Source organism: Bradyrhizobium sp. (assembly GCF_035935975.1).
Classification (GTDB): Bacteria; Pseudomonadota; Alphaproteobacteria; order Rhizobiales; family Xanthobacteraceae; genus Bradyrhizobium.
Genome location: NZ_DASYWN010000064.1, coordinates 124,203 through 147,397 on the forward strand (window position 1 = coordinate 124,203; position 23,195 = coordinate 147,397).

Sequence of the window (23,195 nt, forward strand, 5' to 3'; positions counted from 1 at the left end):
TCGATCGTGTGCCCTGAAGTTGAACGCGAGCATTCGCGCCTGAGTAAGTCACGTTTGGGAATCCCCTATTCAGTTCGAGCAGCAATCAGATCTCCACAGGTTCGGTGAAATAGGCAATGCCAAGCCACTCCGCAATCAGCGCGGGCTTCTCGATCCCCTCGATCTCCACGGAGACTTCCGACCTAGTGAGAACTTCTTTAGGGCCACGCTGGGTCACGTCGACAAGCTTGAAGTGAGCCCTAATTCTGCTTCCCGAGGGAACCGGCGTCACGAAGCGGATTTTGTCGAAACCGTAGTTCACGCTCATGATCCGACCGCTAATGTCCGGAAGAGCGTCGACTGCCATAGGCAGAAGCATTGACAGGGTCAGAAATCCATGCGCGATTGTTCCCAGAAACGGGGTCTTTGCAGCCTTTTCAGGGTCGATATGGATAAACTGACGGTCCTCGGTGACCTCCGCGAATTCGTTAATCCGCTTCTGGTCGATCTCGAACCAGCGTGAAGTTCCGACCGCTTGGCCCTTGCGGGCCGCGTAGTCCCTTAGGCCGATGCTTTTTGCCATACAATGGCTCCTCTTACCGTTCGGCGAGCGATGCCTTGCGGACGCACCGCCGCTTTGCTTAATCGCGGCTGCCGATGACTCCGCGGAACAACCGCCAGACCCCTCCGGAGAAGCGCGTCGATTGCATCTGCTCCAACGCTTGATAGTCGTCGCTCGCGGTCTTGATGCGGATTCCCGGCAAGATCACGTCGATATCCGTGTCGAGGCTCGTGGCCGGCTGCATCACGGACATAGTCCACTTCGATGCCGACTTCCGATAGATGCGTCTTCGCTTCTTCGAGATCGGCGGCTTTGCGTGAAGAAATCACAAGGCGCGCGCCCTGCCCGCTCATTCCCGCCATTCCCGCCGACGAGCTCCGAGCGCCGGACTTCTGGTCGCGGCCGGCGAGTCGATATGCGACCGCGTCTTCGAAGTTCAGGACACAGGTCGCGTTGCCCTTGATCCCCATCTTCTTTTCGACGCCGCCCACGCAGACGCCGTTGCGGCCGAGCATCTTTCCCGTGGCGGGATCGACCGAAAACTTCGGAATCATGAAGAAATTCACCGTCGACAGATCGTCGACGAACGTCCCCTCCGCATTCGGTAGTTTCGCCAGACCCAGGTGAATGATGTTCTCGGACAGGTCATAGTCGCCGCCAGAGATGAAGATCTTTGTACCCGTTACCCCATAGGTGCCGTCCGGCTGTTCGTAGGCCTTGGTCTTCATCAGACGCAGATCAGTGCCGCAGTGCGGCTCAGTCAGGCACATGGTGCCAGTCCACCTCCCCTCGATCATCTGCGGCCTGATGTGCTCCTGCATCCACGCCGCTCCCGACCGCGCGAGCGTATCGTGAGCAGCGTTCGTCAGGCCCGAGTAGAGCGCCAACCCTGCATTCGCGGACACCGAGAACTCGGATACCGGTAGCGCGACGACACCCGGAAGGCCTCCTCCGCGGTGCTCTTCCGGCGCCGCAAGCTTGTTCCACCCCGCATCGCAGTATTGCTGATAGGCCGCCGCAAACCCATCCGGAGTCCGCACGACACCATTCTCGAGGACACATCCCTGTTCGTCGCCGACCTGATTGAGAGGCTGCAGAACCTCCTCGCAAAAGGTCGCCGCTCCCTCAAGGATCTGTCGCGTGAGCTCCTCACTGACGTTTTCGAAGCCGGGTACATGTGCGAAATCCTGAATCCTCAGGAGTTCATGCAGGACAAACATGTACTCATCAACGGGTGCCTTGTAGGCGACCATCGTACAACTCCAGAATAGCGAGGGAAGGTCTCAGCGGCCCCTGAACACAGCGGCGCGACGCTCGACGAAGGACTGGATTCCTTCCTTCATGTCTTCACTGTTCATGACCCGGTCGCGGATCTGTGGAATGATGTCGACCGCGGCCTTCTCTCCCGCCTCTATGAATTTTAAGCTCGCTTCCTTGGTGATCTGGATGCCAATGGGGGCATTCTTGGCGATCAACTGAGCCAACTCCATGGCTCGTTCCACCTGCTTTCCGACGGGAACGACCTCTTGAACGAGGCCGATCTTGTAGGCTCGTTGGGCGTTGAACTCGTCGCACAGGAATAGGTGGTACATGGCATCCCCCCAACCCGCGCGCGTCAAATAGCGGAAGTGCGCGCCACCCAGCGGTGCGATGCCGCGCTTCGATTCCATCTGGCAGAAGCGCGTATCCTCGGCTGCGACGACGATGTCGCCGGCAAGAGAGATCTCGATGCCGATCGTGAAGCAGATTCCCTGAACGGCTGTAACGATCGGCTTACGACAACGGTTGGCGAGACCGAAGGGGTCGATGTTACCTTCCTTGCGCGGCTTCACAGTCGCCTTTGGTCCGAAGAACTTCGGCATGTCCAGACCAGCGGTGAAGTCCGAGCCGTTCGCGCAGAGGACGCCGGCCCATAAAGTCTCGTCGCGGTCGAGCACCGTCATCGCCTCCGACAGCTCGGCCATCATTTCGGGGCTAAAGGAGTTCTTCTTCGTGGGATTATCGATCACGATCTTCAGAACGTGACCATTCGTTTCATGATAAACGCGTCCAACCGTTTCGATCTTGTCCGACATTGCTCTCTCCGTTTCGTTGTGTTGAAGATTTTCCTAACGCGGGAATGTTGCGCTCGAGCCAATCGACGTGACGAAATGGGCCGGACCGCGCGAGAGCTCGTCAACGTCAGAACCCGGTAGAGCTGCTCCCACGGCGTCTTCTCCCTGTTAGCGTTGACCACTCTCCGGAGTGGTGCGGCCAAAAGTGATTGGCATCGGCCGCGAACAACCCTATCTTCCGGAAAGCAATCTGGATGAGATCCATCATCTAGAAATCAGGATGACGACTATCATCCAGACCGTCAAGCGTTAGTTTTTTGGAGACTTCGGAACGTGGGTCATTCTCAAGCCGACAAAGCGCTGAGCCGGCAGCGGATCCTGGACGCGGCGGCGCTTCAGCTCCGGGAACTGGGGCTATCCGGCGTGAGCATCGGGGATCTGATGAAGTCCGCGAAACTCACGCATGGCGGGTTCTACGGGCATTTCTCGTCTCGGGACGATTTGATCGCTGAAGCACTCGAAAAGGCGCTGCGCGACGGCGAGGAGTCCTCGCTTCGCAGCGGAAGGTTGAAAGGTCCGCGCACGCTCAAATCGTTCTTGAACAGCTACCTCAGCAAGGCCCATCGCGACAATCCGAGCACCGGATGCGCGATTTCGGCCCTTGCTGGCGATGTGGCGCGTGCGGACACTCGCGCGCGGTCGATCATGTCGAATAGACTCGGAAAGTACTTCGAGAACATCAAGGATCTCGCCGACGAGGACAAGGCGGACGACTTCGCCATGGCGGTCATGAGCATGATTGTCGGAGCAGTGACCCTCTCGCGCGTCATGAAGGACGAGGAGACCTCGGACAAACTTCTGCTGGCGGCTCGCAAGGCCATCCTTGAATACGACGAGCTCCGCAGAATAGCTAGGTCGTCCTAGCCGCCGACCTTCGAGAAGTCGGGCTTTCTGCGTTCTGCGAACGCCTGGAAGGCCTCCTTCGCCTCGGCGCTCAAGAGGCGCTCGCTGAACATGGTAAGCTCGCGCTCGAGCTGCTGCATCATAGTGGCACCGTCTCGCATGAGCTGCTTCGTGTAGCTCAGCGATCCGGCCGGACGCGTAGCAATGATTTCGCAGGCCGAGCGGTGTCCGCCAGGAAAACAAGGTCGCAATGCAACAGCATCGTGGTTCCGACGCCCACGGCATTGCCCTGCACGGCAGCCACCAGCGGTTTGCCCGCCCGCGTTAGATTGCGAATGAACCTCGTCGACTGCCGCTCTTCATTCGACTTCCCGGCCGATGCGGCGCTGAATTCAGAAATGTCGTTTCCGGTCGTGAAGCTATCGCCGTCTCCATGGAACAGGACGACACGCACGCTGGGATCGACCTCAGCGCGTTCAAGCGCGTCTGACATCGCTGCGTACATGGCGCTGGTGAGCGCGCTCTTCTTCTCTGGGTGCTTGAGCGTAACGGTGAGAATTCCGCCGCTAGCGTCTACCTGCACCGCTTCGGTCACTCCCGATCCCCTCCTGTTTCGGTGATCTCAATGGTTCGAGTTTAGAACTGTTAATCCGGATCCTTGTTAACGACGCTCTTTCCGTCATTGAGAGCGTTTCGCGCACCTCGCTCTTGTGGTTGTTAGCTTATGTCGATTGTGTATTCCAACACAGCTTCGAAGATGGAAACGGGGCACTGAGCGATCCTCGATAGGATTCCGCTTGACGAACCCACCGGGCGCTCGGCTAAAGTTCAATAAGAGAACCGAAGAGACCGGCGATGACCATGAGGCCTTTGGCAGTCGTTACCGGCGTCGGGCCGGGCACTGGATCCGCCGTCGTTCGGAGATTCCACGAGGGGGGCTATCGAGTCGTGATGCTCGCGCGAGACGCCACCCGTCTCTCTGTGCTCCACGAGGAGCTGCCCGATACGATCGCCGTTTCCTGTGACGTGACAGATAGCGCCAGGCTTTTGGCCGCCCTGGATGAGATCGTGGCAGAGTTCGGTGGTCCGAAGGTGGTCGTTCATAACGCGGTCGGCGGCGCCTTCGGGAGCTTCGCCGAGGTAGAGCCGGCGAGGCTCGAGCGAAACTTCCAGGTCAACGTCATGGCGCTGCTGCATCTCGCGCGTTGGGCTTCGCCGCTCATGGAGGCCGCCGGCGAAGGCGCAATGCCCTGTACCGGGAATACTTCCGCGCTGCGGGGCAAGGTGCGTATCGCCGGCTTTGCTCCGACCAAGGCGGCTCAACGTATATTGGCCGAATCCATCGCGCGGGAAGTCGGCCCCAAAGGCATCCACGTTTCGTATCTCCTGATCGACGCGGTCATCGATGTGCCTTGGGCGCGCAAGCGGTATGCCGACAAGCCTGACGATTTCTTCATTCAACCTGCGGCTATTGCCGACGAAGCCTGGCACGTCGTCCATCAGCTGCGATCGGCCCGGTCCTTCCTGACCGAAGTTCGCCCTTTCAAGGAGACTTGGTGATGACCGAAGCCGTCAGAAAGATCGATACAGGCACAGACGAGCTGCTTTGCGAGGTCCGGGCAAGGGTCGCCGTAATCACGCTCAATCGTCCTCACGCACGGAATTCGCTATCTGACAACCTGTCGCCGGCCCTACGGACCATGATCGCGAAATGTGGCGAAGACGCGGACGTCGGCGCCGTGATGATGACCGGAACGGGCGCGGCCTTCTGCTCGGGCGGGGACGTGAAGGGCATGGGCGACAACGCGTCACGCAAGGAGGTGTCGTCGGAAGAGAAGGTCGCGCTTTTGCGCGACCGCCAGCGCCGGCTGACGGGGGCGTTGGTGAGCTTGCGCAAGCCAACCGTAGCGGCCCTCCCAGGGCCCGCCGCGGGAGCCGGCCTCTCGATCGCACTCGCATGCGACCTTCGTATCGCCGCTGAGTCGGCCTTCGTCAGCACAGGGTATGCCAAGGTGGGCCTGAGCGGTGACTACGGAATTTGCTGGCTCCTGACCCGGATCGTCGGTCCGGCGCGCGCGCGCGAACTGATGTTCACTTCCGAGAAGGTCGATGCGCGGCGCTGCGAGGCGCTCGGATTGGTCAACCGGGTCGTGCCGGACGACCAGGTACGCCAGGCGGCCTTTGATCTCGCGCGGGCGCTCGCGCACGGTCCGGTCGGGGCGTACGCGCTGATGAAGGACAATCTGGACGAGGCGCTATTGACCGATTTCCACACCGCCCTTGATGGCGAGGCGGAGCGGATGGTGCGTTGTGCCGGATCCGACGATCATCGGGAAGCCATCGCCGCATTCATCGCCAAGAGAGCGCCGGCATTTTCGCGAGCGCCCGATCGGAATCTGTAGTATGCGCTGATCCGAGGTGCGCAACTCGCACCGATGCGCTCCCTCCTCCAATCTGAAGCAGGGTTGTTCTGAATTGAATTGGCGTCGGACCCCGTACCGCACGATAACCGTGACGTTGTCTGCCGACGCAAACCAGTATGGATGAGAAAGTCGATGACCCCCAGCCCGTTGTTCGAGCCGTTCAGCCTCAAGTCGCTCAACTTGAGCAATCGCGTGGTGATGGCGCCGATGACGCGTTCGAAAAGCCCGGACGAGACACCAGGCGATGACGTGGTGGCCTATTATCGCAAGAGGGCCGCAGGCGGAGTGGGCTTGATCATCACTGAGGGCACGACGATCGACCGCGCCGGAAGCTCCAACGATGTCAACATCCCCAATCTATATGCTCCCAAGAGCATCGAGGGATGGAAGAAGGTCGTCAACGCGGTGCACCAAGCCGGTGCCAAGATTGCACCCCAGATCTGGCATCAAGGCACGGTACGAAAGCCCGGCACGGGACCACGCCCCGAAGGCAAGTCCGACGGACCTTCAGGGCTTTCCGGTTCGGGCAAGCCGATCGCCGAGCCCATGACCGACGCGGACATCGCGGATACTATCGATGCCTTTGCGGCGGCGGCAGCGACTGCGAAGGAAATCGGTTTCGACGCTGTGGAGCTTCATGGCGCTCATGGATATTTGGTGGATCAGTTCTTCTGGGCGAATACAAACCGCCGCGAAGACGGGTACGGCGGCGACTTCGTGCAACGCACGCGCTTCGCGGCCGACGTCATCCGCGCGATCCGCAGGCGCGTGGGCGACGACTTCGTGATCATTCACCGCTTTTCGCAATGGAAGCAGCAGGACTTCAGCGCGAAGCTCGTCCGCTCGCCCGCCGAGCTAGAGTCCTTCCTGACGCCGCTAGTCGACGCCGGAGCGGACATATTTCACGGTTCTACCCGCCGATACTGGGAGCCTGAATTCGAAGGGTCCGACCTCAATCTCTCCGCCTGGTGCAAGAAGCTGACAGGAAAACCGTCGCTCACCGTCGGCAGCGTCGGACTGAAGGGGGCTGACTTCATCGAGTCGTACAAGGGTGGCGCTGCTGAAGTGGGGGACCTCGGCGACCTCGAGGCGCGATTGCAGCGAGCGGAATTCGATCTCGTCGCCGTCGGACGGGCTTTGATTTCCGATCCTGAATGGGCGGCAAAGATCCGCGACGGCCGGTTCGGCGATCTTCGGGCGTTCTCGCCGGGCGCGATGACGGCGCTCTAGTTTGTCCAATCGACCGAATGCCTTGTCAGCTTCGCACGCCCCCTGGAGATGGACTGAGATGATAGCACTTCGGCATGACTTTGCCTTCGTAAACGGCATCAGGATGCACTACGTCGAGCTTGGGCAGGGCCCTCTCGTCCTGCTTTGTCATGGCTGGCCCGAGTCTTGGTACTCTTGGCGCCACCAGATCGAGGTGCTGGCCGCCGGGGGCTTTCGGGTCGTTGCGCCCGATCAGCGAGGTTACGGCCTGACGGACGCACCTGCTGCGATCGACGACTATAACATCCTAAACCTCGTCGGCGATCTCGTTGGACTCACGCACGCGTTGGGAGAAGAGGACGCGATTCTGATCGGGCACGACTGGGGATCTATCGTCGCAGCGAATGCCGCCCTGCTGCGTCCGGATATATTCCGAGCCATTGGCCTCTTGAGCGTGCCCTATGTGCCCCGCCGCAAGCTTCGTCCCGCCGTTCGCTTCGAGCTTGCCGCGCAGGACAAGCACTTCTACCAGCATTACTTTCAACGACCAGGCGTCATTGAAAAGGAACTCGAAGAGGACATTCGCCATAGTCTGTTAGGAATTCTCTACACTCTAGCAGGCGAAGCGGGCACAACGCATCCGCAATCGAACTTCGTCGTGTTCGACAAGAAGAAGCGGTTCGTCGACAACCTCGTGCGGCCGTCCGCCCTCCCCGCGTGGCTACTTGAAAGGGACCTTGATTTCTTCGTGGAGCAGTTTACCAGGAGCGGTTTCCGTGGTCCGATCAATTGGTACAGAAACTTCGATCGCAATTGGGAGCTCACTGCCTTTTTGGATGGTGCGAAGATTCGGCAACCAACGCTCTTTCTAAGCGGAACGCGCGACGCCGTTCTGACGATGACGCACGAAGACGTTGACCGCCTGGAAACGACTGTGCCGAACCTATGGAAGAAGTATCTCATCGCCGACGCTGGACATTGGACACAGCAGGAGCGTCCCAGCGAGGTGAGCGCAGTACTGCTGGAGTTCATAAAGCATGCGACGTCGGTGTGAGCAGCATAATCATAGGAAATGCAACCGGACTAAGCCGCGCGGAAGCCCGCGTTATCGCGCTATAACGCGGGGCTCCAAAGAAGTTATCGAGGCAACCAGTACTCGCTGTGGCTAAATCAAAGAGCACCCTGCTGCCGCTCTTGTCCCTTTCCCGATGCAGGAGACGTAACCGCAGAGCGTTCCGCCAAAGCTATGGATGGCCTACTCACTCTTGCGGAGAGCTCTCAGGACGAAGCGGATCTGATCGTGTAAGTCCGCTTCGATATCATCGCCGTGTTGCACATGCTGCTCGAGCAAAATCGGATGAAAGAACGGCATGAATGCGAACTTCACGCCTCGGGCGGCTTCAGCGGCGTTTTTAACTTCGAACTCTCCGGCCTCGATGCCGTCGCGTATGATCGACTCGAGTAGCGTCAGCACCTTTTCAGTGTGGTTCTTGATGGCGCCCCAGTTCTCGTGGGTTGCCGCGACCGTCAGATCGTGCACGTGCTTGTGTTTGACGAGGATCATCTTCTTATGATGATGAACCTCAATTAGGAACTGCTTCAACCTGTCGGTAGCGGGCGCCTTTGTACGCGCAATTGTGCCGACGATGTCAACCAACTCATTTATGATCCGGTCGCAAATCAATTCTTTGATCGCATTGCTGGACCGAAAGAAACGGTAGATGTTCGCGGGACTCATGCCGAGTTCCGACGCGATGTTGGCTATTGTTGTCTTGTGATAACCCATTCCCCGAATGTGCTTCTCGGCGATGCCAAGGATCCGCGAGCGTGCCTCGTCGCGATCAATCCCCAATCGGGTTCGACGTTTCATAGGCATCTCCCGAATAACCGACCAACGCGCAGGCTGGGCTAAGTAAGCTGTCTTCGAAATAACCGTTCCTACAAATAAGCTAGCTAGCGCCGCTTTCCCATTGCGGGCTTGCATCCCAATCGTTCCACCTAGGGAGGGCGCAGAACAAAGTCATCGTTTGCGAGTTGCTCACCATGCGCGATTGGGAGCAATCCTCGCACTGGACGTAGCCGACATGATAGGACGCGATTGCAGCACGCAGTAACCCTGTCGCGAAACAAAATATTGAAGAATGGCTATTCAGCGATGGATGCGAACAGCGACAGATCGTGATGCGCCTAATCTCTCCCGGAATGTGCCAAGGTCGCGTGCAAGGGGCACGAGAGTGAAAGGAGTTGGCGAACACGGCTATCGCCGAGTCGTACCGCGCTTCCATTGACTAATTGACGCTAGCTGATCGAACGCAGGATGGTTGGCTGAAAGCCTGTCGTAACGCGGCGCCATCCGACGACATTGTTTAATCCTGCTGAAGAATCGCCTCGCCGAGGCCCAACGCAAGCCGTAACGGCAAGACGTTGCTATCGACCACCACATGAATTGTGTTCGTCAAGCCGCCGCGCGGCCGTTCCGTCGATTGGCGATGATTCCTGGCGATGCAGGCTCAACGCTGATGGACGCGGACAATGGAGGTGTCGAGCATCTAGGCGGTGCCGTCTTCGGGCAGCGGCAGGTGCGTCTATGGTTCGACCCAAACGCCAGCCCGCGGCCACCTAACGAGGCGTTTTGCCATGTAGTACACGGGACAAGCACCTTCGGCAGATCATGCCAGGGGCGCTGCAGATTGCAGAACCCGGGAGATGGCAATGAGTACGCGACGGTCCTTCACCCGAAGAGCGCCGCATGGCTTCGGCAGCAGGTTCGTAGCTCTCCACTCATATCGGCGACTCGCAGCGCTTCACCGTCTACGATTGTAGCTCGAATCACATGTGCAGCCGCAGGTAAAGGTCCGCAGTCCGGCATCTCGCTCGGGACCAGACGGCTCATGCATACCTAAGCCATCAGCTACCCAATGACCGCAATCCTTTCACAGCCTTTGCGGCAGGCGACCATTCCGGTGGGAAGGCGTCGGCGCGCAGCGCACCCGTAAAGGCGTTGACCTGGTAATCGACGAGCCGGTGCACATGAAAGGAATCCTTCGCCGGCATGCCATTCAACTCCGCGCTGTCCTTGCAGCAAGCCAGAAGCGCGCCGCCAGAGCTATCTTCCAACGGGCCTGCGACGATGATGCTGCCCCTCTTTGCATATTCGACCAGCCAATTCCGGTGTGTATCGAGATGCGCGTGGACTTCTTCGACGGGACGAATGTAGGTCAATACGACGATATAGAGCATGAATTTCTGGTGTGATAGTGCAAGAACTTCTGGGCTGGCGGACGGCCCACTTGTGCGTCAGGCGGCTTCGCTCGGCTTCACGGAATTCGCGACGGCCGCTTGCGCAGCTTCCAATGATTGAGTGCGGATCTCGCCACCTTTCGTCAGGCGCTCGGCACGGACAAAGTTCACATCGGTGATGCCGAGAAAGGCGAACACCGCTTTGAGGTAGGCCTCCTGGAAATCCATCACTGCGCCCGGACCGGCTGAGTACATGCCGCCGCGGGTCGAGGCGACGACGACACGCCGGCCTCCCGAGAGACCGACAGGCCCGTTTTCAGTGTATCGGAAGGTGCGTCCGGCCTGCGCGACGCGATCGATCCAGGCCTTAAGCTGACTGGGGACCGAGAAGTTGTTCATCGGCGCCCCGATGACAATGATGTCGCTAGCTAGAAACTCCTCCACCAAGGCTTTAGAGCGCGCATGCTCGGCGCGTGTGGCCGCATCAAAATCCTTGATACCCGTGTCGCGAAACCCTGCTGCAATGGCCCCGGTGAGGTGGGGAATGGTCTCGATCGTGAGATCGCGGTGGGTGACGGTCGCATCAGGATGATGGCGCCTCAATTCTTCGACGACAGAGGCGCTGAGGCTCCGAGACGCTGAGGCAGCGCCCAGAATGCTGGAATCGAGATGAAGGATTTTCACGACTTTACTCCAAGAGGTGTTGGCCTAACGATGAAACTGGCCCTTGGAACTAATCTCACTAGCAGTGTAAATCGGTACTGATTGTTCTATTTTTGGTACAATCCAAATATACCCAGACCTTGGATATTTCATTGAAAGACTTGAACGATTTGGCCCTTTTTGCTGCAGTCGTCGTCCACGGCAGCTTTTCCGGGGCGGGGCGCGCCCTCGGCATTCCAAAATCTCGCGTCAGCCGGCGGGTGGCTGAGCTCGAGCAGCGGCTCGGCGTACGGCTCCTGCAGCGCTCCACCCGCGCCGTTCACGTCACCGATGTCGGCTCAGCCTTCTATGCCCATTGCGAGGTGCTGACGCAGGCGGCGCATTCCGCCTTCGAAGTCGCCGAGCATGCGAGTGCGCGTCCTTCCGGGCGCTTGCGTGTCAGTTGCCCCGTGGGTGTTGCGCACATCTTTCTTGCGCCCATTCTCGCCAAATTCCTGCGCGCACAGCCGGAGGTCAGGCTCGAGCTCGACCTGACCAATCGCCGAGTCGACGTGATCGGGGAAGGATATGACGTCGCATTTCGCATACGGACGGCTTTGGAGGATTCGAATCTGGCGGTGCGGACGTTCGGCATCAGCGATCAGGTGCTAGCGGCAAGTCCCTCCTTTGTTGCGGAGCGAGGTCCTTTCCCGACGATTGCCTCGCTCCGCGGCGTGGTGGGAGTGGGGCCTGGAGGATCAGCCGGCGAGCGCCCGCGCTGGCGCGTGACCGGACCTGATGGCAGCTCTGCCGACATCGAATATGTCCCGGCACTCGTCACCGATGATGTGTACCTCCTTAGCCAGATCGCGATCGGCGGGGGCGGCGTCGTACAATTGCCCTTCAATCTTTGCGCCGAAGCGATTGCCGACGGACGTCTCGTCGTGCTGCTGCCAAATCACCACGTCCCCACGCATCAATTGCACGCGGTCTTTCTATCGCGGCGAGGCCTGGTGCCGGCAGTCCGTGCCTTCATCGAGTTTCTTGCCGCAGAATTGCCCCTGATGACGACCAAGGCGAGCCGCCGTTACAGAGAGATCGCCCGTCGTAGCCAACATGAATGACCGGCCGGGCAGGCTCGACCGGCATCAATACGCGACCCTGATGTCCACCAACGCTGCGTGCGCTTTTGCCTGACGCAAGATCGCAACGTTGATCCCGTTGCTCACGCTCCAGCCCCGCTTAGGCGCAGTCAACCACCTGGGCGCTGAGCAGGTTATGTTTTTAGATCGCGGGTTAACGGACTTGTTCAATGCAATCCGTCGAGAGCTGCCCTCCCGGCACTTCGCAGTCTGGACTTAAGGCGGACGAAAGCGAGAGGATTCGCCTCTAGTCTCGCGAATTTGGATGCTCAGAAATGACTAGCCGTTACATAAATTTGGTGGTGACAGTGTTCGAGCTGGCTGCTCCAATAATCGTCTGCGCACGAGAACTCACTGCGGTATGGAATATCTCTGATCGGCGAGGATCCCGCGGTTCCGTGTCCGGTTTAATGCCCAAAATGATGCCCGCCTGATGTGGGCCCACGACCGTACAGATCGATTTAACTCAAACTTAGACGTGGAGAAAAATATGACTGGATCGCTCAATCTGCGCCCTGCCGCTTCGGCTTCGCTTGCCAAGTGGCTTGCAATGATGGAGGCGATCGATCTCAGCGAGCTGCCCTCGATTGTTCATCCAGACGCGGCGTTCCACTCGCCTTCGGCATTTAGTCCATTCCGCAGCGCAGAGGCAGTCGTTCTAGCCCTCAGCACGGTTGTGCTCTTGCTTGAGAAGTTTGCTTATCATCGCAAGGCGGCCTCTAGTGATGGACTGAGCGTGGCGTTGGAATTCAGCGCTAAAATTGGCGAAAGCAGGATCAGAGGGGTGGATTTTATCACGTTTAACGACGACGGAAAAATCGTCGACTTTGAGGTGAGCGCGCGCCCCTTGAAAGGCCTGGAGACGCTGGTGCGGGAAATGAACGCGCGTTTAGGCCACGTCATGCCGAAGTTCAAAAGCGCCGTCTGACGGCCGTTCTCGTGGCGATGGGCACGCCCTACGCCGCCGGCTGTTGTATTTCCCGAGCGTCCGGCATTGACGCACTCATCCGCGGCCCGAGACACTAGGTCTGCTCCATTGGGCTAGGTGCTCAGCGGTGCGTTGCTAGTATAACTCTGGGCGGCGCTGCTCGCGACAGCCTCACCGCCTCTTATAATGTAGGTGAGACATGCCAAATGGCGCGCAGGCCCTGATGCAAACTTTAGTCAACGCCGGTGTTGATGTCTGTTTCACCAATCCCGGCACGTCGGAAATGCACTTCGTCGCGGCGCTCGATTCTGCCCCGGGGATGCGCGCGGTTCTGTGCCTATTCGAGGGCGTGGCGACGGGCGCTGCCGACGGCTACGCTCGGATGGCGGGCAAGCCGGCGGCAACGCTGCTGCATCTAGGCTGCGGTCTCGGCAACGGGCTCGCCAATCTGCACAATGCGCGCAAGGGCAAGGTCCCCATTGTCAATATCGTTGGTGATCATGCGACCCATCACGCAAGATATGACGCGCAACTGCAATCAGACATTGAGACGGTCGCGCGAAATGTTTCTCCAGGGTTTGTCCGAACGTCAAGGAGCACGCCAGCGCTCTGTCGGGACGCTGTTGACGCCGTCCTGGCAGCAAATGGGCCTCCAGGCCAGGTGGCGACGCTTATACTTCCGGCCGATGTCTCCTGGGGCGAAGGCGGGGTTGTCGAGTCCGCTCCACACGTCGAGCGTCCTTCGGCGGCGTCGGATCCCGTCGTCCAAGCCGTGGCGGAAGCCATCCGGTCAGGCGGCCGGACGGCGATGCTGCTGGGCGGACATGCGCTTCGCGAAAGCGCGTTGCACAGCGCCATCCGCATCGCCAGTCATTGCGGCGTGAAGCTGTTCTCAGAGACCTTTCCCGCGCGCATCGAACGCGGGGCCGGGTTGCCGCCCGTCGAACGGCTCGCGTACCTGGCGGAAATGGCGGCATTGCAGTTGAAAGGCTTCGACCGACTGGTGTTAGTCGACGCGAAGGCTCCGGTATCGTTTTTCGCCTATCCTGACAAGAAGAGTTGTCTGTCGCCTGAAACCTGCGTCGTCCTAGAGTTGTCTTCGCCGCAAGAAGATGCCGCTGCAAGCCTTAGGAAGCTTGCGGTGTCGTCAGGGGCCGATAATGCTGCGCTCTCGCTCGCGCCAGCCGTTCGTCCCGCTGCGCCGCGCGGCAAAAAGCTCACCGCGGAGAAAGTCTGCAAGGCGGTCGGCCATCTCTTGCCTCACAATGCAATTTTGGTGGACGAGGCAATCACCTCAGGTCTGATGCTCTCCAAATACACCGCCGGCGCGCCCCGTCATGACTTGCTGACTCTGACAGGCGGCGCCATCGGACAAGGCCTTCCAAACGCTGTCGGCGCTGCGATCGCATGTCCTGACAGGCCTGTCCTCGCGCTGATCGGCGATGGAAGCTCGATGTATACGATCCAGTCGCTGTGGACGATTGCGCGTGAAGACCTTGATGTCACCGCAATCATCTTCAACAACGCCTCCTATTCGGTACTTAATGTCGAACTGGAGCGCGTGGGCGCGATTGAGATCGGGCCTCAGGCGAAGGCGCAGCTCGACCTCAGTAATCCCGTTCTGAATTTCACCCAGATAGCAGAGGGGATGGGCGTTCCTGCCGTGCGGGCGATGGATCCCGAAGCGTTCACGCGCGCGCTAGAACGGGCGCTGTCAACGCGCGGACCGCATCTGATAGAAGCTATCGTACCGCCGGCGCTTGCTGGCATGAAGCTGAAACTGCTGCCGCACATTCTCAGCTCGCTCGATAGGATGCCGCAGCCTGTCGCGCACATGCTGATACGGAGGTTGGCTCCGTAGGCGCCGGAGGAGATCCTTGCGATTCCGCCGGTCCCGCGTTGAAGCTTACTGAGAGTACGGGTCTGACCAGGCCCAGCACTGATCAAGCCGATCATGGGTTCTGCCGCCGGGACTGACCTTCTCGCGGGTGAGCTCGAACCCTTGGCGGATTGGCATCGAGCGGATGCTGCAAATTATCGCCGCTACGGAGTTGGCTGAAGTATCACGTTGTCGATAAGCCTTGTCGATCCGACATAGGCTGCCACGCACAATGCGGCGGCGCGGTGCAGCGGACTTACGGCGGGCTTGAGCGTATCGGCGTCGACGAGCTCCAGGTACTGCAGCCGATCGACCTTTTGGAAATGCCCCTTGGCGACTGCGATCAGCCTGTCCACGTTCCGCTCTCCCAAGCGGAACTCCTCCGCTGCGGCGAATAGTCCTCGGCTGATGGCGAGGGCTCGCCCGCGGTCTTCCTCGCTGAGGTACCGGTTGCGGCTGCTCATTGCGATACGGTCCGCTTCTCGAACCGTCGCCACTGTAACGATTTCGATCGGAAGATTTAGATCGATGGCCATCTGACGCACCACCGCGCACTGCTGAAAATCCTTCTGCCCGAAAAACGCAGCGTCCGGCTGCACCATATTGAACAGCTTGCACACGACCGTCGCGACTCCACGAAAATGTCCCGGCCTGAATGCTCCGCAGAGCGGTTTTGCGAGCTCGCCCGGTTCGACGAAGGTCTCGAATTGAGCAGGATAGAGTTCCTCTGCACCCGGCGCGAAGACGATCGCCACACCGGCATCGCGGCACAGCTTTTCATCGCGCTCGAAGTCGCGCGGATAGGTGCTGAGATCCTCGTTTGGCCCGAACTGAGTGGGATTGACGAAGATGCTAACCACGGTGACATCGCATTGCGCTCGGCTGGTCTCGATTAGCGCCAAGTGGCCGTCGTGCAGATAGCCCATTGTCGGTACAAATCCGACCCGTTTGTCGGCTCTGCGAGCCTCTGCGAGAGCTCGGCGAAGCTCAGCGACCGTCGTGATTGTCTGCATTGTTTTGCTTCACATCGGATTTGGTTGCCAGTTTGCGATCGTTTCACCTATGCCTTCGGGAAGCCGATAGGACTCTTGCGATGCCGGGAACGTACCGTTGCGGACATCGGCAACCCAACGCGACAGCGCCTCCTGCAACACCCAAAAGCCGTCGGCGTAGGTGCGAACAAATTTTGGGCGATGGCCTTCAGATAGGCCCAGCACGTCGTGGAACACCAGCACCTGCCCCGAGCAACCAGGACCCGCACCAATCCCGATGGTAGGTATCGTCAGCGTTTCTGTCGCTCGCGCAGCGAGCTCGGCCGGGATGCCTTCCAGGACCAGGGCAAAGCAGCCGGCCTCCTGCAGTCGATGGGCGTCGTCGAGCAGGAGTAAGGCGTCACCAGCCTTGCGGCCCTGCACCTTGAATCCACCCATTGCATTGACGCTCTGCGGGGTAAGGCCGAGATGACCCACCACGGGAATCTCGCAGTCGACCAAGGCACGTATCATTTTGACACGCTTGGCTCCGCCCTCAAGTTTCACGGCGTCGGCGCCACGCTGCAAGAAGCCTCCGGCGTTGCGTATCGTGTCCTCTGGACTAAGGTGGAAGCTCAGAAAGGGCATATCCGCCACGAGCAAGGCTCGAGGTTTTGTGCGCGCGACGGCCTCAACGTGGTGATTCATCATCGCCATGCTGACCGGCAGCGTATTGTCGAATCCGAGACAGACGTTGCCGACGCTGTCTCCGACAAGGATCATATCCACGATGGGATCGGCAATACGTGCGGTGACCGCATCATAGGCGGTCGTCATCACGAGGCGCCGCCCCTCCTCCTTCCACCGCTGCAGCATTGGAAGCGTCACCCGCTCGACCGTGGCTTCCGAGGTGTGGCTCATTTTCGATCCCTATCCCGTCGGTCGACGTTAGTTCGAGGTTCGGAGAGGTATGGGTTTCACGTCGCCTGCCTCACCCAGGATTTCGAAGCAATAGCGCTCCGCGCCATCCCGAGTAACGGAATTGGTCATGCGATCGGTAATGTGGTTGTTGCGATCGAAGGCGAGAATTCTTGGCTTCGGCCGAACGATTTCCGCCCCATTCACGTACGTTGAACTGCAGACGATAATCTGGTCGCCGACTTGGCAGGTGTGCGCGGGAGCGCCGTTGAGGACACAACAACGAGAGCCCGGTTCACCAAAAATCACGTAGGTCGAAATTCGCGCCCCGGAGTTCTTGTTCCAGATCTCCACGAATTCCATCGGCAGAATCCCCGCCTCATGGCATTGATCCGGATCGAGTGTGATCGAGCCGTGATAGTGAAGACTGGCCTCCGTAACGTGGATGCCATGCAGCTTTGCCGCCAGCACTTTTCTCATCTGAAGGTTCCGTTGAGCCTGGCTCGCGCCCCAAGCCCGACTCTCCTACGGGTCACGAGACAAAACTGTCAACTCAGAGAGAGCAAAAGAAAAGTATTGCTCAAAATCGGCAGCCGGACGCTCACGAATGTCCAATGCTCGCGCGATCATCGCATGACAACTTCCCAGGCTATCGCCATGGTAGGGTAGATCGTTGCCAAAGATCGCCCTGCGAGTTGGTCCAAATCGGTGAGTAGCAACGCCCCTAGTTGCAATTGATCGGGCAGACATTTCTAAGCTTGACGTAGAAACGGACTTCGATGAGGCCGCTCATCAAGAGGCGTGTGATTTCGCTGAGAAATCAAATCATCCAACCTGCATTGAATCTGCCGTCGGCTTTCCCTTTTTCGGAATGAAACGTCCCCGCACAATGAGGGGAACAGCTCGCTCTGGCGGTATATCGTTGCGGCCACATGGCTAGGCAAGGCGCTTTCTTTCGACCCACCGCGCGCCTACATCCCATGGAAATAGCCGACCAAATGCCACCTCCGTTCAGGTTCAACTAAGCTGGAGCGATCCCGAGCTTGCTGCAGCACGCCTCATTTAACTCCCACATACCGATAACCTCGACACGTAGCCCGAAACAGTGAAAATACCTTGAGGGCGGCGAAGACCGCCCGGACCCCAAGGGGCTCCGACTATAAGCCACTGGGACAGGGCGTGACCGGAGGGGCTGGAACGCGCCGACTGACCCTATCCATGCCTGAATAGGCGTGAGCATGTTCGCCCCGCGAAGGAAATAGGGCGCAGCTTATTGTTTACACGTAGGCTGTTTACCCACGGTTTCCCCTGAGGCGAACCATGCCTTGGAAGCAGCGAATTCTTTTTCCAAAAAGCGGCCCACTTGGCGCGTCAGCTTGCGAAGATCGCTTTCGCGGCGACGCAGTAGCCAAACATCCATTGCCATCGATTCCTCCGGGAGAACCGGGACCAGGCCTTCCGCCATCGCGAACGGGGTCGCCAGGAAAGCAAGGCCTAATCCCTCGCGGGCTGCGAAATAATGGTTGCCGAGCGGCATTAGCCGCAGGGTTCTGCTGGCTTCGGCAGCCTTCAGGAAGATCGTAAGCAGCGGCATGCGACCTACCCGCTCCCCTCGGAAACCTGAAAAATCTCCGGAGGTGCCGATCACATCGTGACCCTTGAGCTCTCCTGCACTCTTGGGTTGCCCTCGGCGGGAAAGATAGGCCTCGGACGCGTAGATGCTGAAGCCAACCGTCGTGATCTTACGTCCGATCAACTCGTTGTCGCCCGGATGTCCCATGCGGATCACGAAATCGAGGTCACTGTTAGTCAGATCTTGCTGCTCGATGGTCGAATTTATGTGGAGACGAATATGCGGATGAAGTTCATAAAGCCTGTGTACCCGTGGCAGCAGCCAGTGCTTGGTCATCCCTTCCGTTGCTGAAATCTTGACTACGTCTGTCCTCGGTCCTACGCGTAGCCGCCAGTCCTGGTGGAAGCTGCTGAATGATCCGACGACGCTAGCCGCCGCGCGCTTCAGATCCTCTCCCTCTTGCGTCAGCAGGACGCCGGACGGCACCCTAAAGAAAAGGGGCGCGCCGACATAGCGCTCAAGTTCCTTGAGCCGCCGACTGAGCGTGGGCTGGCTCATATTGAGTTGCCGGGCCGCGGCGTTGACGCTGCCCGTGTTAGCGACGGCAAAGAAGAGCCTCAAAAGATCCCAGTTCGCTTCGTTCACGTCGGTCTCCACAGCCGACGACTGCTGGCCGGCCTTCGGCGTCAGTTTACCTGCCGTTCAAACCCCTTCCGGTACGTTTCCCCTAGTGGCCGTTTCAGGAGTTCTCTAGTCGGATGGCGTGGGAGTGCCTCCGCAAGATAGGAATCTTGTACCCTGTTACCCGCTCGCAGGCGTAGTCCAAGATTTCGATGCTCTGCGCCTCCTGGCCCAGCTTGAGGACAATCACCGCCTTCTTTGCTTCGCGCCGCCGATCGTCGGGTACCCCATCACCGCGACGTCGGCCACCGCCTGACGGCCGAAAATCGCGCTTTGGATCTCCGCGGGGTCTACGTGCTCTCTGGCCGACACGACCATGTCCGCAATCCAATTATGACTGGTAGCCGTCGGCCAAGGCTCCTGAACATCTGACTTTATCGGTTTTCGCCGACCAACCGAAGCTCGTTGAAAGCGGGCAACCGGCCGTGGATTGGCTGACATTCACGTGCAGCTTGGACAGCTAATTCTGCATCGCTGCAGACTGCTGTCCCAGTCCTCTCGCAGATTGAGAAACTGCCGATGGGCACGACTTGCTGCCCCTGAAGCAATAGTCTGTCTATGGGACGGTCTCGCTCGATCAGGATGACGACAAGACGGCCGTTAAACCGCCGTCGATTGCTAATATCTGCCCGGTGATGTGTTTGCCTGCATCGCTCGCGAACAGGAGGGCGGCGCCTTTGAGATCGTCGCTGTCGCCGAGGCGACGGAGCGGTACTCCCTCGGTCAATTTGTCGACGCCTACGGACGCTATTACGCCATTCGTCATTTTCGATGGAAAGAACCCTGGCGCAAGCGCGTTGACCGTGATGCCATGACGTCCCCAACTTCCGGCCAAAGCGCGGGTGAAGTTCACCACTGCTCCCTTGCTGGTGTTGTAAGCGATCGTCTGCATCTCGCCGCTGTTCCCAAATAAGCCAGCGACGGAGGCGACATTTACGATTCGCCCGTACTGATTCGGAATCATGGATTTCTTGCCGATCCGCTGGCTAAGCACGAACAGCGCCCGGACGTTGAGGTTCATGAGCTTGTCCCATGCTTCAATGGAGTGATCCTCCGTCAAGGCTCCCCACGTCGCGCCGGCATTATTGACAAGAATATCGACCTTGCCGAGCTTCGCGATCGCCTCGTCCGCGAGCCGCTTGGCCTCGTCATCCTTAGAATTGTCCGCGGCGATCCACTCAGCCTTAATGCCGAGCTTGGCAAGATGCCCTTGAGCCTCCTCCAGATCTCCCGCCTTGCGTGACGAAAGGACGACTCGTGCTCCCTGCTCGCCAAGCGCCTCGGCAATTTGAAGGCCAAGCCCGCGCGAACCTCCCGTAATGAGCGCGGTTCTGCCCGTCAGATCGAGTGCTTTCTTGATGCTTCCCATATGGCTTGTCGTCCTTTTCATTGAATGACGCCGCGACGGATGTGCGATCTTCGGCGGAATACGGTGGAGCCCTTTAGTACGAAGGGTGGGTTGCCCTCCCGAGGTCGTTGGCACTGACGACGATTATACGGATCTCCGTCGGCAGCGGCCCGTTGACCGGATTCTGGGAGCTTCAAGCCAGCTTCCTTGGTTACGTGACTACCAGAACCTCTTTAGTCGCGAACATTTCCATAACATTGCTTCAATGACCTTGCAGATCTCGGGGCGCAAAACGGCGCATGGCTCTCTGAATGCTCCGTCTCCTCAAGCAGTGCCGTCGTCAGAGTTCTCGTATGTCGGCGCTCATCAGAGCAGCCAGTGGGAGACGGCCGCCACTAAAAACGTGTCGATGGGGTTATTCATTTTTGAACGTCAGTTTTCCGTAATTCCGATGGCGGGTTTTGAATAGGCCCTATTCAAGTTTTGAAATGGAATAGAGGAGTTTCCCTGCTAGCTCTTTTCTGTTCGGTCGCAAGGCGGCAAAAGCTGCGGAAAGTCGCAGTGACTGGGAGGGCTGCTGATGAGTGGTTAATCTGCTGCGGAAGTAAGTCCTGGCTCATCGCGGCTGGATACTCTTTGTCACCGTTCAACCTCGCTCCAAAGGAGATGTGACCGGGGCGGAGCGAAAGTTTGGACCAAGGTCGACACCACGTCACCAGAAAGCGCGATGAACGGGCCGACAATCGCTATGGACGTGAACTCCTGCTGCCCGGTATTCGGAAAAGACACGCTCGAACGACCGCAGCCGATCGAAGAGTTTTAGATGACACGCTTCAGCAGGGATTATTCGAAACAGTTTTGTCCGAGTTTCACGGGCGAAAAGAAAACCATCTAGCCCTTCCCGATTGACCCGTCTCTCGCCTTGCGAGCTCCTGGTGTCTTCCGAGAAGTGTCATCTCATTGAGAGCGAGGATTTCGAAATGTTGGGTTTGATGCAGGACTGGCCGTTACTGTGCCACCGTATCATCGATCACGCAGCAACATGCCACCCGACACGGGAAGTCGTGACGCGCTCCGTAGAGGGTCCGATCCACCGCACCGACTATCGTGGCATCCGCACACGGGCTCTGAAGGTCGCACAGCGGCTCGACCGCGACGGCATCAGATTGGGAGATCGCGTCGCAACCCTTGCCTGGAACACATGGCGCCATCTCGAGATCTGGTACGGCATCATGGGGATCGGGGCCATCTGCCATACGATCAATCCGCGCTTGTTCCCCGAACAGATCGCGTGGATCGCCAATCACGCACAGGATCGGATTCTTCTGACGGATCTCACTTTCGTGCCTCTATTGGAGAAGCTGGAGTCCCAGCTCACCTCGATCGAGCAGTTCGTGATTCTCACCGACCGCGCGCACATGCCTGAAACGGCCCTGCGCGGGGCAGTCGCCTATGAGGACTGGATCGACGGTGCCGACGGCGATTTTGAGTGGAAATCATTCGATGAGAACACGGCCGCCGGGCTTTGCTATACGTCGGGAACGACCGGAGATCCCAAGGGGGTCCTATACTCGCATCGCTCCAACGTTCTGCATTCGTTGATGGTCGCGCAGGCCGACGTAATCGGCCTGCGGTCCACCGATACCGTGTTGCCGGTCGTTCCGCTGTTTCATGCCAACAGTTGGGGACTGGCGTTCCACGCGCCGATGACCGGCACCAAGCTGGTGTTTCCGGGCGCGAGGATGGATGGCGCATCGATCTACGAACTTCTGCGGGACGAAAATGTCTCGATGACCGCCGGCGTTCCGACCGTGTGGCTGATGCTTCAGCAGCATATGGAGGCCAACAGCCTGCGTCTACCTGATCTCAAGCGTCTTACGATCGGCGGTGCAGCCCCGCCACCCGCCATGATAGAGGCATTCGAACGCATGGGGATTCCGGCTGGTCAGGGTTGGGGTATGACTGAGATGAGCCCAATCGGCTCGATCGGATCGCTCAAGCCGCCTTTCGAACATCTCGCCGGCAAGGACAGGATCGACCGCCTCTCCAGCCAAGGCTTCGCGCCGTTCCTGGTCGAGATGAAGATCACGGACGAAGCTGGCAGCAAACTGCCAAGGGACGGCAAGACGTTTGGACGTCTCAAAGTCCGCGGGGCAGCGATCGCTAAAGCTTACTATCGCGTCACTGACAATATCCTTGACGACGAGGGTTTCTTCGATACCGGCGACGTCGCCACGCTCGATGAGCACGCCTATATGCGGATCACAGACCGTTCCAAAGATGTCATCAAGTCCGGTGGAGAGTGGATTTCCTCGATTGACCTGGAGAATCTGGCTGTCAGTCATCCCGATGTGCTGGAAGCCGCTGTTATCGGCGTCCGCCATCCCAAATGGGATGAGAGGCCCCTTCTCATCGTTCAGCTCAAACCGAACTCAGAGACGAAGGGTCCGGATATTCTCCGCTTCATGGAGGGCAAGATCGCGAAATGGTGGGTGCCCGACGATGTCGCGATCGTCGACGCCATCCCACATACCGCTACCGGTAAGATCAAAAAGACCGAGCTAAGGGAACAGTTTCGCGAATACCGCCTTTCGAGCACTTGATTGCGAACCAATGCGGACCGGAGCCCACAGGCGTGGGCATTACCGGTCTACACGACATGCTGCCGTTCGTCGCGGACGATGGGAGCAAGGCGGCACTACGAAATCCGCTGTCGATTTAGAGCACTCGACACAAGCCAAAA

Annotated in this window: 24 protein-coding genes; 10 read left to right on the forward strand and 14 right to left on the reverse strand. The window is 58.9% G+C overall.

Going from position 1 to position 23,195, the window contains the following annotated elements:
• Window positions 1-85: 85 nt before the first annotated feature.
• Genes VGR99_RS39745 through VGR99_RS39755 form a run of 3 tightly spaced genes read right to left on the reverse strand, consistent with a single transcriptional unit; the run spans window position 86 to window position 2,616 of the window.
• The gene (locus VGR99_RS39745) at window positions 86-562 is read right to left on the reverse strand and encodes a MaoC family dehydratase (protein ID WP_326905405.1); all 477 of its coding nucleotides are present in this window, start codon (window positions 560-562) and stop codon (window positions 86-88) included.
• Entirely contained in the window at window positions 541-1,794 is a 1,254-nt protein-coding gene (locus VGR99_RS39750; protein WP_326905406.1) for an acyl-CoA dehydrogenase family protein, read from the reverse strand. Before VGR99_RS39750 ends, VGR99_RS39745 begins: the two co-directional genes overlap by 22 nt.
• Window positions 1,795-1,824: 30 nt before the next feature.
• Entirely contained in the window at window positions 1,825-2,616 is a 792-nt protein-coding gene (locus VGR99_RS39755; protein ID WP_326905407.1) for a crotonase/enoyl-CoA hydratase family protein, read from the reverse strand.
• A 312-nt stretch (window positions 2,617-2,928) separates the two neighbouring features.
• Between VGR99_RS39755 and VGR99_RS39760 the strand changes: the two genes are divergently transcribed.
• A complete protein-coding gene (locus VGR99_RS39760) occupies window positions 2,929-3,519 on the forward strand; it encodes a TetR/AcrR family transcriptional regulator (protein ID WP_326905408.1) in 591 nt (196 codons plus the stop codon).
• Here VGR99_RS39760 and VGR99_RS39765 read toward each other — a convergent pair.
• Together VGR99_RS39765 and VGR99_RS39770 are read right to left on the reverse strand one after the other, a co-directional pair.
• Entirely contained in the window at window positions 3,516-3,659 is a 144-nt protein-coding gene (locus VGR99_RS39765) for a hypothetical protein (RefSeq protein ID WP_326905409.1), read from the reverse strand. The genes VGR99_RS39760 and VGR99_RS39765 overlap by 4 nt on opposite strands.
• A 17-nt stretch (window positions 3,660-3,676) precedes the next feature.
• The gene (locus tag VGR99_RS39770) at window positions 3,677-4,093 is read right to left on the reverse strand and encodes an enoyl-CoA hydratase-related protein (RefSeq protein ID WP_326905410.1); all 417 of its coding nucleotides are present in this window, start codon (window positions 4,091-4,093) and stop codon (window positions 3,677-3,679) included.
• 260 nt (window positions 4,094-4,353) lie between these two features.
• On the opposite strand from VGR99_RS39770, the gene VGR99_RS39775 reads away from it, so the two are divergent.
• From VGR99_RS39775 to VGR99_RS39790, 4 genes are all read left to right on the forward strand, one after another.
• Window positions 4,354-5,058 carry an SDR family NAD(P)-dependent oxidoreductase gene (locus VGR99_RS39775; protein ID WP_326905411.1) on the forward strand — a complete coding sequence of 235 codons (705 nt, stop codon included), beginning with the start codon at window positions 4,354-4,356 and terminating at the stop codon, window positions 5,056-5,058.
• Complete coding sequence (locus tag VGR99_RS39780; RefSeq protein ID WP_326905412.1) at window positions 5,058-5,900, forward strand: enoyl-CoA hydratase; 843 nt, start codon at window positions 5,058-5,060, stop codon at window positions 5,898-5,900. Before VGR99_RS39775 ends, VGR99_RS39780 begins: the two co-directional genes overlap by 1 nt.
• Window positions 5,901-6,053: 153 nt before the next feature.
• A complete protein-coding gene (locus VGR99_RS39785) occupies window positions 6,054-7,151 on the forward strand; it encodes an NADH:flavin oxidoreductase (protein ID WP_326905413.1) in 1,098 nt (365 codons plus the stop codon).
• A 58-nt stretch (window positions 7,152-7,209) separates the two neighbouring features.
• Window positions 7,210-8,184, forward strand: a complete 975-nt coding sequence (locus VGR99_RS39790) for an alpha/beta hydrolase (RefSeq protein WP_326905414.1) — start codon at window positions 7,210-7,212, stop codon at window positions 8,182-8,184.
• Window positions 8,185-8,385: 201 nt separating this feature from the next.
• Here VGR99_RS39790 and VGR99_RS39795 read toward each other — a convergent pair whose 3' ends face one another.
• The 3 genes from VGR99_RS39795 to VGR99_RS39810 all read right to left on the reverse strand — a co-directional run bounded on the left by VGR99_RS39795 (window position 8,386) and on the right by VGR99_RS39810 (window position 11,054).
• Window positions 8,386-9,000: a TetR/AcrR family transcriptional regulator gene (locus tag VGR99_RS39795; protein ID WP_326905415.1), complete on the reverse strand. Its 615-nt coding sequence runs from the start codon at window positions 8,998-9,000 to the stop codon at window positions 8,386-8,388.
• 1,037 nt (window positions 9,001-10,037) lie between these two features.
• Complete coding sequence (locus VGR99_RS39805) at window positions 10,038-10,370, reverse strand: YciI family protein (protein ID WP_326905416.1); 333 nt, start codon at window positions 10,368-10,370, stop codon at window positions 10,038-10,040.
• Between the two features lie 57 nt (window positions 10,371-10,427).
• A complete protein-coding gene (locus VGR99_RS39810; protein WP_326905417.1) occupies window positions 10,428-11,054 on the reverse strand; it encodes an FMN-dependent NADH-azoreductase in 627 nt (208 codons plus the stop codon).
• A 131-nt stretch (window positions 11,055-11,185) separates the two neighbouring features.
• On the opposite strand from VGR99_RS39810, the gene VGR99_RS39815 reads away from it, so the two are divergent.
• From VGR99_RS39815 to VGR99_RS39825, 3 genes are all read left to right on the forward strand, one after another.
• Window positions 11,186-12,136, forward strand: coding sequence for a LysR substrate-binding domain-containing protein (locus VGR99_RS39815; protein WP_326905418.1), 951 nt, complete (start codon window positions 11,186-11,188; stop codon window positions 12,134-12,136).
• A 508-nt stretch (window positions 12,137-12,644) separates the two neighbouring features.
• Window positions 12,645-13,082 (forward strand): nuclear transport factor 2 family protein, encoded by a 438-nt coding sequence (locus VGR99_RS39820; protein ID WP_326905419.1) that lies wholly within the window; start codon window positions 12,645-12,647, stop codon window positions 13,080-13,082.
• A 199-nt stretch (window positions 13,083-13,281) separates the two neighbouring features.
• On the forward strand, window positions 13,282-14,943 hold the full coding sequence (locus VGR99_RS39825) for an acetolactate synthase large subunit (RefSeq protein WP_326905420.1): 1,662 nt from the start codon (window positions 13,282-13,284) through the stop codon (window positions 14,941-14,943).
• Between the two features lie 182 nt (window positions 14,944-15,125).
• On the opposite strand, the gene panC is transcribed toward VGR99_RS39825, so the two are convergent.
• The 6 genes from panC to VGR99_RS39855 form a co-directional block, all read right to left on the reverse strand.
• Window positions 15,126-15,974 carry a pantoate--beta-alanine ligase gene (gene panC / locus VGR99_RS39830; protein ID WP_326905421.1) on the reverse strand — a complete coding sequence of 283 codons (849 nt, stop codon included), beginning with the start codon at window positions 15,972-15,974 and terminating at the stop codon, window positions 15,126-15,128.
• Window positions 15,975-15,983: 9 nt separating this feature from the next.
• The gene (gene panB / locus VGR99_RS39835; protein ID WP_326905422.1) at window positions 15,984-16,853 is read right to left on the reverse strand and encodes a 3-methyl-2-oxobutanoate hydroxymethyltransferase; all 870 of its coding nucleotides are present in this window, start codon (window positions 16,851-16,853) and stop codon (window positions 15,984-15,986) included.
• 27 nt (window positions 16,854-16,880) lie between these two features.
• Window positions 16,881-17,330, reverse strand: coding sequence for an aspartate 1-decarboxylase (gene panD, locus VGR99_RS39840; protein WP_326905423.1), 450 nt, complete (start codon window positions 17,328-17,330; stop codon window positions 16,881-16,883).
• A 790-nt stretch (window positions 17,331-18,120) separates the two neighbouring features.
• The gene (locus VGR99_RS39845; RefSeq protein ID WP_326905424.1) at window positions 18,121-19,068 is read right to left on the reverse strand and encodes a LysR family transcriptional regulator; all 948 of its coding nucleotides are present in this window, start codon (window positions 19,066-19,068) and stop codon (window positions 18,121-18,123) included.
• A 222-nt stretch (window positions 19,069-19,290) separates the two neighbouring features.
• On the reverse strand, window positions 19,291-19,422 hold the full coding sequence (locus VGR99_RS39850; protein ID WP_326905425.1) for a hypothetical protein: 132 nt from the start codon (window positions 19,420-19,422) through the stop codon (window positions 19,291-19,293).
• Between the two features lie 259 nt (window positions 19,423-19,681).
• On the reverse strand, window positions 19,682-20,473 hold the full coding sequence (locus tag VGR99_RS39855; RefSeq protein ID WP_326905426.1) for an SDR family oxidoreductase: 792 nt from the start codon (window positions 20,471-20,473) through the stop codon (window positions 19,682-19,684).
• Window positions 20,474-20,717: 244 nt separating this feature from the next.
• Here VGR99_RS39855 and VGR99_RS39860 point away from each other — a divergent pair, with 244 nt between their 5' ends.
• On the forward strand, window positions 20,718-20,921 hold the full coding sequence (locus VGR99_RS39860) for a hypothetical protein (protein ID WP_326905427.1): 204 nt from the start codon (window positions 20,718-20,720) through the stop codon (window positions 20,919-20,921).
• A gap of 511 nt (window positions 20,922-21,432) precedes the next feature.
• Window positions 21,433-23,055 (forward strand): long-chain-fatty-acid--CoA ligase, encoded by a 1,623-nt coding sequence (locus tag VGR99_RS39865; RefSeq protein ID WP_326905467.1) that lies wholly within the window; start codon window positions 21,433-21,435, stop codon window positions 23,053-23,055.
• The last annotated feature ends 140 nt before the right edge of the window (window positions 23,056-23,195 follow it).